The organism is Shinella sp. S4-D37 (assembly GCF_040812195.1).
Lineage (GTDB): Bacteria > Pseudomonadota > Alphaproteobacteria > Rhizobiales > Rhizobiaceae > Shinella.
On sequence record NZ_JBFNXL010000006.1, the window covers coordinates 20,885 to 37,346 of the forward strand.

14 protein-coding genes are annotated in these 16,462 nt (G+C 67.9%); 6 read left to right on the forward strand and 8 right to left on the reverse strand.

What is annotated here, in order from left to right; genetic code table 11:
- Positions 1-3 precede the first annotated feature (3 nt).
- Complete coding sequence (locus tag AB3G45_RS27510; RefSeq protein ID WP_367833711.1) at positions 4-489, reverse strand: class I SAM-dependent methyltransferase; 486 nt, start codon at positions 487-489, stop codon at positions 4-6.
- Between the two features lie 176 nt (positions 490-665).
- On the opposite strand from AB3G45_RS27510, the gene AB3G45_RS27515 reads away from it, so the two are divergent.
- The 4 genes from AB3G45_RS27515 to AB3G45_RS27530 all read left to right on the forward strand — a co-directional run bounded on the left by AB3G45_RS27515 (position 666) and on the right by AB3G45_RS27530 (position 4,779).
- Positions 666-1,763: a glycosyltransferase family 4 protein gene (locus AB3G45_RS27515; RefSeq protein ID WP_367833712.1), complete on the forward strand. Its 1,098-nt coding sequence runs from the start codon at positions 666-668 to the stop codon at positions 1,761-1,763.
- Positions 1,760-2,494 carry a polysaccharide deacetylase family protein gene (locus AB3G45_RS27520; RefSeq protein ID WP_367833713.1) on the forward strand — a complete coding sequence of 245 codons (735 nt, stop codon included), beginning with the start codon at positions 1,760-1,762 and terminating at the stop codon, positions 2,492-2,494. Before AB3G45_RS27515 ends, AB3G45_RS27520 begins: the two co-directional genes overlap by 4 nt.
- A 100-nt stretch (positions 2,495-2,594) precedes the next feature.
- Positions 2,595-3,539 carry a hypothetical protein gene (locus AB3G45_RS27525; RefSeq protein ID WP_367833714.1) on the forward strand — a complete coding sequence of 315 codons (945 nt, stop codon included), beginning with the start codon at positions 2,595-2,597 and terminating at the stop codon, positions 3,537-3,539.
- A 37-nt stretch (positions 3,540-3,576) separates the two neighbouring features.
- On the forward strand, positions 3,577-4,779 hold the full coding sequence (locus AB3G45_RS27530) for a hypothetical protein (protein WP_367833715.1): 1,203 nt from the start codon (positions 3,577-3,579) through the stop codon (positions 4,777-4,779).
- A 22-nt stretch (positions 4,780-4,801) separates the two neighbouring features.
- Here the strand turns inward: AB3G45_RS27530 and AB3G45_RS27535 are convergent, their stop codons facing one another.
- Entirely contained in the window at positions 4,802-8,200 is a 3,399-nt protein-coding gene (locus AB3G45_RS27535; protein WP_367833716.1) for an acyl-[ACP]--phospholipid O-acyltransferase, read from the reverse strand.
- Positions 8,201-8,382: 182 nt separating this feature from the next.
- On the opposite strand from AB3G45_RS27535, the gene AB3G45_RS27540 reads away from it, so the two are divergent.
- Positions 8,383-8,979 (forward strand): TetR/AcrR family transcriptional regulator, encoded by a 597-nt coding sequence (locus AB3G45_RS27540; protein ID WP_367833717.1) that lies wholly within the window; start codon positions 8,383-8,385, stop codon positions 8,977-8,979.
- Here AB3G45_RS27540 and AB3G45_RS27545 read toward each other — a convergent pair.
- From AB3G45_RS27545 to cyoA, 5 genes are all read right to left on the reverse strand, one after another.
- Complete coding sequence (locus tag AB3G45_RS27545; protein WP_367833718.1) at positions 8,972-9,682, reverse strand: SURF1 family protein; 711 nt, start codon at positions 9,680-9,682, stop codon at positions 8,972-8,974. The two genes, AB3G45_RS27540 and AB3G45_RS27545, sit on opposite strands and share 8 nt — an antisense overlap.
- Positions 9,683-9,700: 18 nt before the next feature.
- A complete protein-coding gene (cyoD, locus tag AB3G45_RS27550; RefSeq protein WP_367833719.1) occupies positions 9,701-10,081 on the reverse strand; it encodes a cytochrome o ubiquinol oxidase subunit IV in 381 nt (126 codons plus the stop codon).
- On the reverse strand, positions 10,078-10,704 hold the full coding sequence (cyoC, locus tag AB3G45_RS27555) for a cytochrome o ubiquinol oxidase subunit III (RefSeq protein WP_367833720.1): 627 nt from the start codon (positions 10,702-10,704) through the stop codon (positions 10,078-10,080). The genes cyoD and cyoC overlap by 4 nt, the downstream gene beginning before the upstream one ends.
- A 4-nt stretch (positions 10,705-10,708) precedes the next feature.
- Entirely contained in the window at positions 10,709-12,709 is a 2,001-nt protein-coding gene (gene cyoB, locus AB3G45_RS27560; RefSeq protein ID WP_367833721.1) for a cytochrome o ubiquinol oxidase subunit I, read from the reverse strand.
- A gap of 83 nt (positions 12,710-12,792) precedes the next feature.
- On the reverse strand, positions 12,793-13,887 hold the full coding sequence (gene cyoA / locus AB3G45_RS27565; protein WP_367833722.1) for a ubiquinol oxidase subunit II: 1,095 nt from the start codon (positions 13,885-13,887) through the stop codon (positions 12,793-12,795).
- Positions 13,888-14,184: 297 nt separating this feature from the next.
- Here cyoA and AB3G45_RS27570 point away from each other — a divergent pair, with 297 nt between their 5' ends.
- Positions 14,185-15,510 carry an MFS transporter gene (locus tag AB3G45_RS27570; RefSeq protein WP_367833723.1) on the forward strand — a complete coding sequence of 442 codons (1,326 nt, stop codon included), beginning with the start codon at positions 14,185-14,187 and terminating at the stop codon, positions 15,508-15,510.
- On the opposite strand, the gene AB3G45_RS27575 is transcribed toward AB3G45_RS27570, so the two are convergent.
- Positions 15,479-16,447: a LysR family transcriptional regulator gene (locus AB3G45_RS27575; protein ID WP_367833724.1), complete on the reverse strand. Its 969-nt coding sequence runs from the start codon at positions 16,445-16,447 to the stop codon at positions 15,479-15,481. The genes AB3G45_RS27570 and AB3G45_RS27575 overlap by 32 nt on opposite strands.
- Positions 16,448-16,462: the final 15 nt, after the last annotated feature.

A 16,462-nucleotide genomic window follows, 5' to 3' on the forward strand; every position in this document is an offset into this window, starting at 1 on the left:
AATCTAGGCCCGCCTGCGGTAGAGGAAATAGCGCCGGCTGTCGACGGCGGCCGGCAGCGGCAGCGGTTCCAGGCCCGCATGGTCGAGCGGCAGGCCGCTGACGGCGACGCCGCCGGCGCCGAGCGCGCGGGCGACGATATCGGGCAGCCAGGTCAGCGTGATCGCGTCCTTGTCGTCATAGCCCGTGCCGATATCGGCATGGACGAGCGCGGCATTCGTGCCGGCGAAGGCCTTCGCCGTCTCGGCGATCTCGCCGAGCACCAGGTCGCCCGGCGGCGGCGTGGAGGAGGCATGGGCGCCGAGCGCCCGGTCGAAGGCGACGATGCGCCGGCCGGGGAACTTTTCCCGCAGGTGATCGAAGGTGCGGCCGTTGCCCAGCCCGATTTCGAGGATCGCACCCGCTTCCGGCAGCGGCAGGGTCTGCGCGACATGGTCGAGCACGTCGCGCTGGGCGGACATGCGGCGAATGAAGCTTTCAAGACGGCTCATGCGGGACCTCGGGCCTTGCGGATATCGACGGCGTCCGGCGGGAAGGCAAGACGGTTGGCATAAGCACGCCGCGCACATATACAGGGACCCCGCGCGTCCAGATGGGCGCGTTTGGCCGGCCTGTCAAGCCTTGCCGCCGCGCCACGACGACGAACGGAAAGGGCCTGCGGGCGAGCATGAGGATCGCATTCTACGCCCCGCTGAAATCGCCGGACCATCCCGTGCCCTCGGGCGACCGGCTGATGGCCCGCCAGCTTCTCGCCTGCCTCACGCACGCCGGCCATGCGGTCACGCTCGCCTCGGACCTGCGCGCCTTTTGCGGCGACAGCGACGACGCGGCCGCCTATGCGGCGCTCCGGGCGAAGGCGGCGGCGGAGGTCGAGCGGCTTTCGGCGCTCTGGCGGGCGGAGGGCGCGCCGGACCTCTGGTTCTGCTACCACCCCTATTACAAGGCGCCGGACCTCATCGGCCCCGCGCTCTGCAAGGCCTTCGGCATCGCCTATGCGACGGCGGAGGCCTCCCATTCCGCGCGCCGCAATCTCGGCATCTGGCGCGACATGCAGGCGCAAGTGCTGGAGGCGGTGCGCGGCGCGGCCGTCAACATCGCCCTCACCGCCCGCGACGCGGCCGGCCTTGCGGCGGCGGCGCCGGAGGCGGTGCTCGCGCCGCTGAAACCCTTCATCGACGCCGCGCCGTTCATCGCGCAGGCCGCGCGGCCGCAGCCGGGCCACCTCGTCACCGTGGCGATGATGCGGGCCGGCGACAAGCTGGAGAGTTTTCGCGCGCTCGCCGGGGCGCTGCGGCTGATCGAGGACCGGCCCTGGCGCCTTTCGGTGGCCGGCGACGGGCCGCTGCGGGCCGAGGTGGAGGCGCTGTTTGCCGGCTTCGGCGCGGGGCGCGTCGCCTGGCTCGGGCAGATGCCGCCCGCCGCGGTGGCCGCGCTCCTGGCCGAAGGCGCGCTCTATGTCTGGCCGGGCTGCGGCGAGGCCTACGGGCTCGCCTATCTGGAGGCGCAGGCCGCCGGCCTGCCGGTCGTCGCCTGGAAGACGGCGGGCGTTCCCGAAGTGGTGGCGGACGGCGTGACGGGCCGGCTCACCCCGCCGGGCGATCTCGCCGCCTATGCCGCGGCCGTCGCGGCGCTGCTGGACGATCCGGCGGAGCGGTGGCGGCTCGGCGAAGGCGCGCGCGCCCGCGTGCTCGCCGACCATTCGCTCGCCGCGGCGAGTGCCGCGCTGGACGCCATCGTGCGGAAGACTGTGGGAGAAACGGGATGACCCTGCCTGCCTGCGCAAGACCCCTCGTGGAGGAGATCGCCCGCCGGGCGGCGGCCGGCAGGCCGCTGCGCCTGTGGCTGCGCGACGACGACGCGGTGGAGCCGACCGCCGCGCTCGACACGCTCCTGGCGCTGACGGCGCGCCATGCGGTTCCCGTGCTCCTCGCCGTGATCCCGGCCTTCACCGGCGCGGCGCTGGCGGCGCGGCTGGCCGACGCCCCGCTGGCCGGCGTGGCAGTGCACGGCTGGGCGCATGAGAACCATGCGGGCCCGGGCGAGAAAAGCCAGGAACTCGGCGCCCACCGGCCGGCCGGCGCGGTACTGGCCGAACTCGGCCGGGGCTTCGAACGCCTTTCCGCGCTCCATGCCGGTCGCTTCGTGCCCATGCTGGTGCCGCCGTGGAACCGCATCGCGCCCGCCGTCGTCGACGGCCTGCCGGCGCTGGGCTTCAAGGCGCTCTCCGTCTTCGGCCCGGAAAAGCCGGCGCCGCTCGCCGTCGTCAACACCCATGTCGACATCATCGACTGGCGCGGCACGCGCGGCGCCCGGCCGGCGGAGGCGGTGATCGCCGATCTCGTGCGCATCTCGCAGGTGCAGGATAGCCCGATCGGCCTCCTGACCCACCACCTCGTGCACGACGCGGCGGCCTGGGCGCTGATGGACCTGATCTTCGAGGCGACGGCCGGGCAGCCGGGCTGCACCTGGGAGAGCCCGGCGGCCCTCGCCGGATAGGCGGCTTGCGTCCTTCCGCCCCGGCGCGTTAAGCCCTATCCTGCCGCTCGCCCGCCACCTCGCGCGGCAAGCCCGCGCCCTCGTTGATCGGATCGGTCCCTTGTACACTCTCCTCCCGGCCGTCCTGAAGAAGCGCCTCGACCTCGATTTCAGAACCTCGCCGGATTTCCGCGCCCGCATCGTCGAATATCCCGGCCTGTGGATGAGCGAGCGGGAGATCGCCGCGCTGCGCGCCGATCTTTCCAGGGTGGCGGGCCGCGCGGTGCCGGGCGGCGATCCCGACTACGGCGTGTTCTCCGGCCGCGAGGACGTCTTCCAGCGCACCATCGTCACCCTCGTCTACCGCGTGAGCGACGGCGCGCCGGTCGCCTTCAATGCGCTGCCGGTCCTGCCGCTCTCGCTGTCGGGAAAGCCGGTCGAGGTGCTGCATCTCGGCCTCGTCATGATCGATCCCGCCGTGCGCAGCCAGGGCCTTTCCTGGGTGCTCTACGGCCTCACCTGCTTCCTGCTGTTCCTGCGCAACCGGCTTCGCCCGCTGTGGATCTCCAATGTCACGCAGGTGCCCGCCGTCGCCGGCATGGTGGCGGAAACCTTTTCCGACGTCTTTCCCGCCCCCACCCGCGGGGCGCGGCGCTCGCTGCGCCACCAGTTGATCGCGACGGAAATCATGGCCGCCCATCGTCCTGCCTTCGGCGTCGGCGACAAGGCCGGCTTCGATGCCGGCCGCTTCGTCATCACCGATGCCTATACGGGCGGCTCGGACACCCTGAAGAAGAGCTTCGAGGCCGCGCCGAAGCACCGCAAGGCCGAGTACAACGCCTTTTGCGCCGCCGAACTCGACTACGACCGCGGCGACGACCTGTTGCAGATCGGCCGGCTCGATCTCGACGCCGCCCAGCGCTACCTCCTCGAAAGCGTGCCGCGCAACGCGCTCGGCCGGCTCGCGGTGGCCAGCCTCGTCATCCTCGCGCAGCGCTTGGCGCTGCCCCTCCTGCACTGGGCGGACGGCCGCCGCCCCTGGGGCATCCTGAGGCCTTCCCGATGAGTTTTTCCCGCGCCGTCCCGAAGCGGTCCGCCGCACCATGATCGCGCCGACCCTCGCCGACACCTTCGTCTCGCTCGCCGCCTTTCTCGGCCTCGTCGTCCTGATCCGCGCCATCGGCACCTTCGATGCCGGAAGCCCGCTGACGCGCCGCGTCCTCTTCGGCCTCAGGGTGCTCGCCGCGCTGATGGCCGGCCGCGTCCTCGCCTGGTGGACCGGCCTCTTCCTCTTCGAGGCCGTGACAATCGCCGCCGCCGGCCTCGTGCCGCTCGCCACGGTGCTCGTCGCCGAGGGCCTGATGCGCCGCCACGCCCCGCCCCTCACCAAGTGGATCGCCGCGGGCGGCGCGGCGGTCTTCGCCGTCCTCGCCTTCCTGCCCGCCTCGCTTGCCGATCCCTGGCGGCTGGTCGGCCTCTTCCTCTACCAGCTCGTCACCTTCGCGCTTGCCGGTCACATGGCCGTGACGCGCGACCGGAAAAGCCTCTCACGAGCGGAAAACCAGGCGGTGGACCGCATCGCGCTGTCGCTGCTGCTCATCCTGCCGCTGCTCGTCACGGATTTCCGCTCGGCCTATGTCGACCTGCCGGTGCGGCTCGGCGGCCTGGCCGTCCTCTTCCTCTGCTGGCTCCTGATCAGCCTCGGCCAGCGCGCCGCAAGCCACCGCGACACCCTCGTCGCCTTCGTCGTCCCGGCCGCCGTCGCGCTCGTCGCCGCGCTCGCCATCGGCGCGGAGAACGGCTTCGGCCCCGCCGCGCTCGCCCGCACCGCCAGCGTCGTCACGGCGGCGGTGCTGCTCGGCGTCATCTGGAAGGACGGCATCGGCCTTGGCACCGAGCAGCGCCGCCGCAGCCTCATCCGCCACCTTGCCGAAGACCGCATCGACGATACGCTGGCTTTCCTGAGGGAGCTGCAGAACCATCCGCTGGTCGAGGGCGCGCTGCTTCTGGAGGAGGCCGAGCTTGCCGACCTCGACCTTGCCGGCCTGAAACGGCTTCTTGCCGCCCGGCCGCTGCTGCGCGCCACGCAGGCCGCGGAGCTTGCCGAGACCGACGCCGAACAGCTCGCCTGGCTCACCGAAAAATACGAGGCGACCCATGTGATGCTGGTCTCGCGAAAACCCTTCCGCCTGATCGCCCTCAACATGCCCTCCGTCTCCGCCACGCCGGGCGCCGAGACGGAACTGAAGGTCGTCCAGCGCATGGCGCTCCTGATTTCGGAAAGGGCGGCCGAGCGGGATCCGTGAAGGCGGGACGCCCGTCGAATCCTCAGGCCGCCGCTTCCGCCTTCGCCTCCTCCGCCAGAAGCCTCTGCGCCGTCACGAAATCCACCTTGCCGGAGCCGAGCACCGGCACCGGGCCGACCTTCACCTCGGAAGGCACCATCATGTCCATCGCACCCCTGTCCCTGGCAAAGCGCAGGAAAGCGGCGCGGGTGGCGTCGGGCGCGTCGGTGAGGAGGACGAGGCGCTCGCCCTTCCTGGCATCCGGCAGGGAGACGACGACGGAGAGCTTTCCCGGCCACAGTTCGCCGGCCAGCGCCTCGACGGCGGCGAGCGAGACCATTTCCCCGCCGATCTTGGCGAAGCGCTTGGCGCGGCCGCGGATGGTGATGAAGCCGTCCTCGTCCACCGTCACGATGTCGCCGGTGTCGTGCCAGCCGTCCGGCGTCGGCTCCAGCACGCCGGGGTTCTCGGCGCGCAGGTAGCCTGCCATGACATTCGCGCCGCGCACGAAGAGGCGGCCGCCTTCGGTAACGCCCGGGACGGGATCCAGCCGGTATTCCATGCCGGGCATGATCTTGCCGACGCTGCCGGCCTTGTTGAACATCGGCGTGTTGAGCGCGATGACGGGCGCCGCCTCGGTGACGCCGTAGCCTTCGAGGATGCGCACGCCGAACTTCTCCATGTAGAGCGCGCGGGTGGTGGCGCGCACCGGTTCCGCCCCGGCAAAGCAGTAGCGGATCGAGCGGAAGTCGTAAGGGTGCGCGGTGCGGGCATAGCCGTTGAGAAAGGTGTCCGTGCCGAAGATGATGGTGGCGTTGGAGGAATAGATCAGCTCCGGGATGATGCGGTAGTGCAGCGGCGAGGGATAGAAATAGACCGGCACGCCGGAGACGAGCGGCAGGATGGTGCCAGCTGTCAACCCGAAGGAGTGGAACACCGGCAGGATGTTGAACACCTTGTCGCCGGAATGGAAATCGATGCGGGAGGCGGCCTGCGCGGCGTTGGAGAGGATGTTGCGGTGGGTGAGCACGACGCCCTTCGGCGTGCCCTCCGAGCCGGAGGTGAAGAGGATCACCGCCGGATCGTCGGCCTTGCGCTTGACGAGCGGCCGGCCCTTGCCGAGGAGGCCGTAGAGCTTGTCCGGAAAGCCGATGGTCTGGCGCAGGTCGTCGAGGAAGACGATCTCCACCGCCCCTGAAAGTTCTTCCACGACCGGGCCGAGCTTGGCCTGGGTGACGAAGGCGCGGGAGGTGAGGACGCGGCGCAGCCCGGCGGCCTTGCAGGCGGAGAGGATGTTGGCCGCGCCCGCCGTGAAGTTCAGCATGGCCGGCACCTTGCCCGCGGACATGACGCCGAGAAGGGTGGCGACCGAGCCGTTGGCATTGGGCAGCAGCACGCCGAGCGTTTTGTCGTCCGGGTAGAGCGTGCGGAATTTCGCGCCGAGCACGGCGGCGCCCGTCAGGAGCTTGCCGTAGGTCAGCGACCCGGTGACGGGGTCCTGCACGGCAAGGCGGCGCATGCCGCGTTCCTTCGCCGTGGCGATGATCTTCTCCAGCACGGTGGCGCCGGTATCCGTGGTCGAGAACATCAGCATGGACATGACCTGGTACAGCTCGGCGCCCGCGGCCATGCGGCGCTTGCGGCCCTTCAGCTCGGCCGGCACGGTGAGGCGCACGGGCGGCAGGATCGTCACCTTCACCTTGGGAAACAGCCGGCGGCGGACATGGAGCGAGGAGAGGCGCGAGAAATAGCTCTTCTCCAGCCCGTCGATGCGCACGGGAACGACCATCGCGCCGGTCTTGTCGGCGACCATGGCCGCGCCGTCATAGACCTTCATCAGCGCGCCCGTCACGGTGATGCGGCCTTCCGGGAAGATGACCAGCGGCGCGCCGTTTTTGACGGTCTTGATCAGCGTGCGCGTCGCCATCGGCTTCGAAGGATCGAGCGACAGGAAGTTGCACATCTTCAGGAAGGGTTTCACCCACCAGGCCTTGGCGATCGTGTAGTCGACGGCGAAGGTCGGCTCGTCCTCCGTCAGCGCCAGCGCCAGCGCGCCGTCGAGGAAGGAGACGTGGTTGAGCGCGATGATCGGCGCCTTGCCGGCCTTCTTAAGGTTGTCGAGGCCATCGACCTCCAGCCGCAGGAAGGCGCGGAAGAGGATGGAGACGAAATCGCGGAAGGCGTTGGTGGGCAGCGTGCGCAGCATGATCCAGGCCGCAGCGACATTGGCGAGCGCAAGGCCGGCGAGCAGCACGGACGTTGCGACGCCGGCCGCCTGCAGGGCCGCGACGAGGCCGCCGCCCACCGTCATGAAGCCGGCGGAAAGAACATTGGCGGCACCGATGACGCGCGAGCGCTGCTCCTCCTCCGCCCAGGCTTGAAGCGCGGCGAAGGTCGGCACGACGAGGAAGGCCCCGGCGATCGCCATGCCGGCGAGATCGACGGCGATGCGGAGCGTATAGGGGGCGGCGAAGAAGGCGGAGAGCGTTTCGGCCGGCGCGGTGACGGTCGCATGGCCGACGCTCCAGGCGAGGTCGAGGCCAAACAGCGCCATGATCAGCGTGCCGACGGGGGCCGGCAGGAGCACGATGCGGCCGGCCGACATCCAGGCGGCGATGGCCGAGCCGACGCCGACCGCGACGGCGAAGACGGCGAGATAGGCGGTGATGGCCGTTTCGCCGCCGCCGAGATTGCCCTTGACCATGGGCGGCAGCAGCGAGAGCACGATGGCGCCGACCAGCCAGAACCAGGCGGCCATCAGCGCCGAACGCCACAGGCGCCTGTCGCCCCGCAGCGCATTGACGAGGCGGCCGGTGGAGCGGAAGACGTTGCGCTCGACGACTAGGTCCGGCGCCTTGGCGCCGACGCGCGGGATGAAGCGGCTCGACAGCCAGCAGGCGAGCGCCAGGCCCAGCATCATCGGCCCGAAGAGCCAGGGATTGACGCCGCCGGCGGCGGCAAGGCCGGCGACCAGCGTGCCTGCGAGGATGGCGATGAAGGTCGCGCCCTCGATCCAGGCATTGGCGCGCGGCAGTTCCTTGCGTTCCAGATGATCGGGCAGGATGCCGTATTTGACCGGGCCGAACAAGGCGGAGATGACGCCGAACAGGAACAGCGCGGCCATCAGCACCGTGACAGAGTGGAAGGCGAGGCCGACGACCGCGACGCCGGCGGCGGCAAGCTCCACCCGCTTCAGCCGCTCGGCCATGACGGCCTTGTCGACCTTGTCGGCAAGCTCGCCGCCGAGCGCGGAGAACAGGAGGAACGGCGCCATGAAGACCGCGCCGGCCAGCGTCACCAGCGACCCGGCCTCCTCGGCCGCGACGGTGGCGAGGATGAGGAAGACCAGCGTGTTCTTCAGGAAGTTGTCATTGAAGGCCGACAGGAACTGGGTCCAGAAGAGCGGCGCGAAGCGCCGGGAGGTCATGAGGTTCTGTTGCACGGCGCATCTCCCAATGTGCGGGACTTTTTGAGGTTGACGCTTCAGGCGGCGCGGTTCTTCGGACTTGCGGTTCGGACATTTTTCCGCGTCACCGCATGAACATTGTTCATTATTCTTTTTCGCATGGAAATGAACGATGTTCAAGTGTAAAATGAACAGCGTTCAAACGTGAGGCGAAAGCGATGGCCGACAGGCGGCAGACGAAGAAGGAAGAGCTGAGGGCCCGGCTTGTCGCCGCCGGCACCGCGCTGATTAGCGATGAGGGCCTGAAGGGCCTGCGCGCGCGCGACGTCGCCGAGCGGGCGGGCGCGGCGCTGGGCGGGCTCTACACGGTGTTCGACGATCTCGACGGCCTGGTCCTCGCCGTCAATTCCGGCACGCTGAAGCGGCTGGAGAAGGCGCTGGAGGGGGCGATCGCGCCCGGTGCGGCGGCCGGGGAGACCTTCCTCAGCCTGTCGCTTGCCTATCTCCGATTTGCCCTTTCGGAGAGGAACCTCTGGTCCGCCCTCTTCGAGCACCGCATGCCGGAGGGCGTGCCGGTGCCCGACTGGCACCTTGCCGAGCACGCCTTCCTGATCGGCCTCATCGCCGCGCCGATGGCCGCGCACATGCCGGACGCCTCGGCGGAAGACATCGCCATCCGCGCGCGCACCTTCTTCTCGGCCGTGCACGGCGTCATCGCCATCAGCCTCGAGGGCCGGTTCGTCGGCATCACGCCGCAGGTGCTGGAGCGCGAGGTCGCCGCCCTCGCCCGCCTCCTGGCCGGAAGCCTCAGGTGAGCTTGCGGCGGTGGACCGCCCAGGCGCCGGCTGCGCTCATCGCCGCCAGCGTGTACCAGGTCAGCGCATAGACGAGATGGCTGTTGCGGAAGGCGACGACCGTCAGGCCGCCGATCGGCAGGCCGCCGGGATTGGGCGTCGCGTCGGCATCGACGAAATAGGGCGCGACGTCGGACAGCCCCTTCGCCGCGGCGATGGCCGCGACGTCGCGGGAGAACCAGCGTCCGCCCGCCGGGTCGTTGGCGCGCAGGAAGCCGCCGCCGGGCTCGCTGAGGCGCAAAAGCCCCGTCACGGCGACGGGGCCGGCGGCGATCTCGCTTGCCGTGACGTCGCGGCGGTCGGCGGGCACGAAGCCGCGGTTGACCAGCACGGTCGTGTCGTCCGGCAGGAGGAGCGGCGTCACCACCCAGAAGCCGGCGCCGCGTTCCGTCACGGCCTGCACGAGCACCGACCTGTCATGCCGGAAGCGGCCGGTGACGGTGACGCGGCGGTATTCGTCCCCGTCGCGGGTGATCGCCGGCCATTCCGCCCGCCCGGGCGCCGGCACGGGATCGGCGGCAATGCGGGCGTCGACGCGGGCGACGAGGTCGAGCTTCCAGAACAGGCGCTGCACCTGCCAGGTGCCGAGCGCGAGGAAGATCGTAACGAGCAGGGTGAGGAAGCCGGTGAGAACGCGGCGAGCGCGGGGGGAGGGTTGGGGCATCGGCTACGCACCCCCCGATCAGGGCATGTTCTTCATCATCTCGTGGGTCATCGGCATCATGTTCGCATTGAGGTGATGCATGACCCACAGCGAGCCGGCGAGCGCGATGCCGACGATGACGAGGGTGAAGATCAGCGCCATCAGCGTCCAGCCGCCTTCCGAGCGCGGGTTCATGTGCAGGAAGTAGACCATGTGCACGACGATCTGCACCACGCCGATGCCCATGACGAGCACGGCGGTGAACAGCTTGCTGTCGAGAACGCCGCCCATGACCAGCCAGAAGGGAATGGCCGTCAGGACGATCGAGAGGACGAAGCCGATCATGTAGCCGCGGAACGAGCCGTGGCCGGCCTCGTGGCCGTGGGCGTGATGGGCTTGCGGCGCGCTTTCGTGGCTCATCCGAGGACTCCAAGCAGGTAGACGAAGGAGAAGACGCCGATCCAGATGACGTCGAGGAAGTGCCAGAACATGGAAAGGCACATCAGCCGGCGGCGGTTCTCGGGGTTGAGGCCGTGCTTCTTCACCTGCACCATCAGCGTGATCAGCCAGATCATGCCGAAGGTGACGTGCAGGCCGTGCGTGCCGACCAGCGTGAAGAAGGAGGACAGGAACGCCGAACGCGTCGGGCCCGCGCCTTCGGCGATGAGGTGGTAGAACTCGTAGAGCTCCAGCGCCAGGAAGGCCGCGCCGAAGAAACCGGTGATGCCGAGCCAGACCAGCGTCTCCATCCTGGCACCCCGCTCCATCTGGAGCATGGCGAAGCCGTAGGTGATGGAGGAGAGGAGCAGCATCGCCGTGTTGATGGCGACGAGGTTGAGGTCGAAGAGATCGGCCGGCGAGGGACCGGCCGCATAGTTGCGGCCGAGCACGCCGTGCGTTGCGAAGAGCACGGCGAAGATCAGGCAGTCGCTCATCAGGTAGAGCCAGAAACCCAGCATGGTGCTGTTTTCCGGGTGGTGCTCTTCCTTGAGGTAGAAGACCGGCTTTTCGTCGGGGGTATCAAGGACTTGGGTCGCGCTCATGGGCTCAGGTCCGTTCTTGCAGGAGTTTCGTGCGCGCATCCTCCGTCGCCGTCACGGTCTCGGCGGGAATGAAGAAGTCGCGGTCGTAGTTGAAGGTGTGGGCGATCGACACGGCGATGAGGCCGATGAAGGAGAGCGCCGCCAGCCACCAGATATACCAGATCAGCGCGAAGGCGAGGACGACGCTGATACCCGACAGGATGACGCCCGTGCCGGTGTTCTTCGGCATGTGGATCGGCCGGAAGCCCTCCAGCGGCCGCTCGTAGCCGCGGCTCTTCATGTCGTACCAGCCGTCATGGTCGTGCACGACGGGCGTGAAGGCGAAGTTGTAGTCCGGCGGCGGCGAGGAGGTCGACCATTCGAGCGTGCGGCCGTCCCACGGATCGCCCGAAACGCGCAACTGGTCGCGCCGAAGGAAGCTGACGACAAGCTGGATGACGAAGGAGGCGATGCCGATGGCGATCAGCGCCGCGCCGAAGGCGGCGATGATGAGCCAGATCTGCAAGGACGGGTCCTCGAACTGGCTGACGCGGCGGGTGACGCCCATGAGGCCGAGCACGTAGAGCGGCATGAAGGCGAAGAAGAAGCCGATCTGCCAGAACCAGAAGCTCATCTTGCCCCAGAACGGATCCAGCCTGTAGCCGAAGGCCTTGGGGAACCAGTAGACGACGCCCGCCATCAGCCCGAACAGCACGCCGCCGATGATGACATTGTGGAAATGGGCGATGAGGAACAGCGAATTGTGCAGCACGAAATCGGCCGGGGGAATGGCGAGCATGACGCCCGTCATGCCGCCGATGACGAAGGTCACCATGAAGCCGACCGTCCACAGCATCGGCACCTCGTAGCGGATGCGCCCGCGATACATGGTGAAGAGCCAGTTGAACATCTTGGCGCCCGTCGGGATCGAGATGATCATGGTCGTGATGCCGAAGAAGGCGTTGACCGAGGCGCCCGAGCCCATCGTGAAGAAGTGGTGCAGCCAGACGAGATAGGACAGGATCATGATCACGCAGGTGGCGTAGACCATCGACGTGTAGCCGAAGAGCCGCTTGCCGCAGAAGGTGGCGACCACCTCGGAGAAGATGCCGAAGGCCGGCAGGACGAGGATGTAGACCTCCGGATGGCCCCAGATCCAGATGAGGTTGATATACATCATCGGGTTGCCGCCGAGGTCGTTCGTGAAGAAGTTGGTTCCGACGTAGCGGTCGAGCGACAGGAGGGCGAGCGTCGCCGTCAGGATCGGGAAGGTCGCGACGATCAGGATGTTGGTACACAGCGACGTCCAGGTGAAGACCGGCATCTTCATGAAGGTCATGCCTGGCGCGCGCATCTTCACGATGGTCGCGATGAGGTTGATGCCGGACAGCGTCGTGCCGACGCCCGCCACCTGAAGTCCCCAGATGTAATAGTCGACGCCGACGCCGGGGCTGTAGTCCGCGCCCGAGAGCGGCGGATAGGCGAGCCAGCCGGTGCGGGCGAATTCGCCGACGAACAGCGACATCATGATGATGATCGCCCCGCCCGTCGTCATCCAGAAGGAGAAATTGTTGAGGAAGGGGAAGGAGACGTCGCGCGCGCCGATCTGCAAGGGCACGACATAGTTCATGAAGCCGGTAACGAAGGGCATCGCCACGAAGAAGATCATGATCACGCCGTGCGCGGTAAAAATCTGGTCGTAGTGGTGCGGGTTGAGGTAGCCTTCGCTGCCATTGAAGGCGATCGCCTGCTGGATGCGCATCATGATGGCGTCGGCGAAACCGCGCAGCAGCATGACGATGGCGAGGATGATGTACATGATGCCGATCTTCTTGTGATCGACCGACGTGAACCACTCGTTCCAGAGAGTGCCCCAGAGCCTGAACTTCGTGACGAGCGCCAGAAGCGCGATGCCGCCGACCGCCACGGCCGCGAAGGTCGCGACGAGGATGGGCTCGTGATAGGGGATGGCTTCCCAGGTAAGCCGTCCGAAGAGGAATTGCGTGAGGCTGATGTCGCCGAACATGGGATCGTCCAATATCGTTTCGAAGGGGCCCGGGGAGTGCGAGGGCCTTGCGCGCCCGCCGCGGCCGGCGGGCGCAATGAGATCTAGTGCGACTGGTGCGCGTCGTGGTTCATCGTCGCCGGGGCCTCCTCCACGCCCTCGGCCGGCTCGTCGCTGCGCGCGGGATTGCCGGTCTCGGGGAAGGTGGCGGCGGGCGCCGCGTCCTCGGCATGGCGGTTGTCGTGTTGGAGCTTCGCCTTGTTCCCGTGGCTCTCCTTGCCGGCGCCGCCCATCATGTCGATATGCATCATGTCCTTCATGCACATCTGGCCGTCGCGCACGCACATGTTGAGCACGGCCTCGTAGAGCCCGTCGTCGACGGTGGCGTAGTAGCGTACCGGCTCCCTGGCGCTCGGCTTTTCGAGCTTCAGGTAGGTGTCGCGGTTGAGCGCCGTGCCGTTCTGCCTGACCCGCGCCACCCAGGCCTCGAAGCCGGCCTGGTCGAGCCCGTGGAACTTGAAGCGCATGTGCGAGAAGCCGTCGCCGCTGTAGTTGGACGACAGGCCCTCGTATTCGCCTTGCTCGTTGATGACGGCGTGCAGCTTCGTCTCCATGCCGGGCATGGTGTAGATCATGCCGGCGAGCGCGGGCACGTAGAAGGAGTTCATCACCGAGGAGGCGGTGAGCTTGAAATTGATCGGCACGTCGACGGGCGCGGCCATCTCGTTGACGGTGGCGATGCCGTAGTCCGGGTAGAAGAACAGCCATTTCCAGTCGAGCGCCACGACCTCGACGGTGACCGGCTTCATCGCCTCCGTCACCGGCCGCGCGGCATCGAGCCGTTCCAGCGGCCTATAGGGATCGAGCTTGTGGGTGCTGACCCAGGTGATGGCGCCGAGCGCGATGATGATGGCGAGCGGCGCCGACCAGATGGCAACCTCCAGGCCCGTCGAGTGGTGCCACTCCGGATCGTACTTCGCCGCCGTGTTCGACTGGCGGTAATGCCAGGCGAAATAGAGCGTCATCGCCAGCACCGGCACGATGATGATCAGCATGAGGATGGTCGAGATGACGATCAGGTCGCGCTGCTGGGTGGCGATGTCGCCGGAGGGCGACATGACGACCATGTTGCATCCGGAAAGCAGGACCAGCATCAGGGGGAAGATCGACACTCGGGCTAAACTGAATGGCTTCGGCATTGCGGCCTCGACTTGCGTTCTGTCTAGTCGGCAATAAGCGGGCATGGCCGCGCTTGGAAATGAGGTGGTTCGTCGCAGCGCAGCATTCTGTCGCAGTGCGGTAGAGACTTTTGGACTGTCCGCCGCCGCAAAATTGATCTAGCGCAATAATCGTCGCGGGTCTTCCAGGCCGCGCTGCGACGGGTCGAAGGTTCGCACGCAACCCTGCCGCAGCCGGCACGTTTCGCCTAATTCTTGATATTGGACGCCGAATAGTCAACACTCTAACGACATGGCGCACATCGCTCGGAGAAATTCATGAGTTCGGTCGCTAACCCTTCCTCTTCCGGTCTCGAGCGGGACGCCCGCCGCATGCATGCGGACGACAAGCCGCTTTCGCCCGGCAGCGTCGCCATCGGCGTGGTCATCGGGCGCACCTCGGAGTTCTTCGATTTCTTCGTCTACGGCCTCGGCTCCATCCTCGTCTTCCCGAAGCTGATCTTCCCCTTCGCCGGCAGCGCGGTGACCGCGACGCTGATGTCCTTCGCGCTCTTCCCCCTCGCCTTCCTCGCCCGCCCGGTCGGCTCCTTCGTCTTCATGTGGATCGACCGCAACTACGGCCGCGGCACCAAGCTGACGGTGGCGCTGGTCATTCTCGGCGGCTCCACCGCCTCCATCGCCTTCCTGCCGGGCTACGAGACGATCGGCTACTGGGCCGTCGCGCTGCTCGCGCTCTTCCGGCTCGGCCAGGGCTTTGCGCTCGGCGGGGCGTGGGACGGGCTCGCCTCGCTCCTCAACCTCAGCGCGCCGGAAAACCGCCGCGGCTGGTATGCGATGATCCCGCAGCTCGGCGCGCCCTTCGGCTTCGCGCTCGCCAGCGTGCTCTTCGCCTATTTCGTCAGCAATCTCTCGGAGGCGGATTTCCTCGCCTGGGGCTGGCGCTATCCGTTCTTCGTCGCCTTCGCCATCAACGTCGTGGCGCTGTTCGCGCGCCTGCGCATCGTCGCCAGCAAGGAGTTCGGCGCGGCCATGGAGGCGCAGGAGCTTCAGGCCCGGCCGGTCTTCGAAATGCTGAGCAAGCACGCCATGGACGTCGTGCTCGGCGCCTTCGTGCCGCTGGCGAGCTTCGCCATGTTCCACCTCGTCACCATCTTCCCGCTGTCCTGGATCACGCTCACCGGCGGCCAGTCGGTCGAGGAGTTCCTGTGGGTGCAGGTGGCGGGCGCGGCCGTGGGCGTCGTCGGCATCGTGCTGTCCGGCGTCATCGCCGACCGCATCGGCCGGCGCAACCAGCTGATGGCCGGCGCCGTGCTCATCGCGATCTTCTCCTTCTCCGCGCCCTTCCTGCTCGATGCGGGCGGCAAGGGGCAGGACGCCTATATCCTGATCGGCTTCTTCATCCTCGGCCTCACCTTCGGCCAGTCCTCCGGCGCCGTCTCCTCGCGCTTCACGCAATATTACCGCTATACCGGCGCGGCGCTGACCTCGGACCTCGCCTGGCTCGTCGGCGCGGGCTTCGCGCCCCTCGTCGCGCTCGGCCTTGCCACCAGCTTCGGCATCGTCTTCATCGGCGGCTACCTGATCTCCGGCGCCATCTGCACGATCGCCGCCCTCACCCTGACGCGGGCGCTCGACCAGCACTGAGGCTTTCGTTCCTTGCCGCCTTCGCTGACGAGGCGCCGATTTGCGCTTCGGCGAGCAGCCGCACAAGCCAGTCGACGAAGACGCGGACCTTGTTGGAGAGGTGGCGGTTCGGCGGGTAGACGATGTAGAGCGGGATGGGCTCGGAGCGCCAGCCGGGCAGCACCGGCACGAGCGCCCCGCTCGCCAGCGCCTCCGTCGCCATGAAGCGCGGCAGGGGCGCGACGCCGAGGCCCGACAGCGCGGCGGAAAGATAGCTGCGCGCATCGTTGACCGAGACGATGTAGCGGCTGTTCACCTCGACCTTCTCGCCGTCCTTCTCAAATTCGAAGGGCATGATGCGGTTGGCCTGCGCCAGGAAGTAATTGACGCAATGATGCGCCCCGCCGAGGTCCAGGGGATGCTCCGGCGCGCCGAAGGCTGCAAGATAGCGCGGCGCGGCGCAGGCCAGCACGTCGATCTCCGCGATCCGCCTTGCGATCAGCGACTGGTCGCCCGGCGCCCCGCCGCGCAGCGCGCAGTCGACGTTCTCCGCAAGATAGTCCACCGTCCGGTCGCCGACCCCGAGATCGATATGGATATCGGGATATATCTCATGGAAATCGCCGAGCCTGGGGATGACGAGCAGGTCCGCGAAGGCCCCTGCCATCTCGACGCGCAGCCGCCCGCGCGGGCTTGCATGGGAATGGGAGAGGCTGCCGTCCAGCTCGTCGATCTCCGCGACGATCTGGATCGCCCGCTCGTAGTAGAGCGCGCCGTCCGTCGTCACCATCACCCGGCGCGTCGTGCGGTTGAGCAGCTTGGTCTGCAGGTGGGTTTCCAGATTCTGGATGAGATTGCTCACCGTCGCCTTGGGCATGCCGAGCGCGGCGGAGGCCCGGGTGAAATTGCCCGTCTCCACCACGCGGAGGAAGGCACGCATTGCGGAAAGCTGATCCATGGAACATTCCCACGT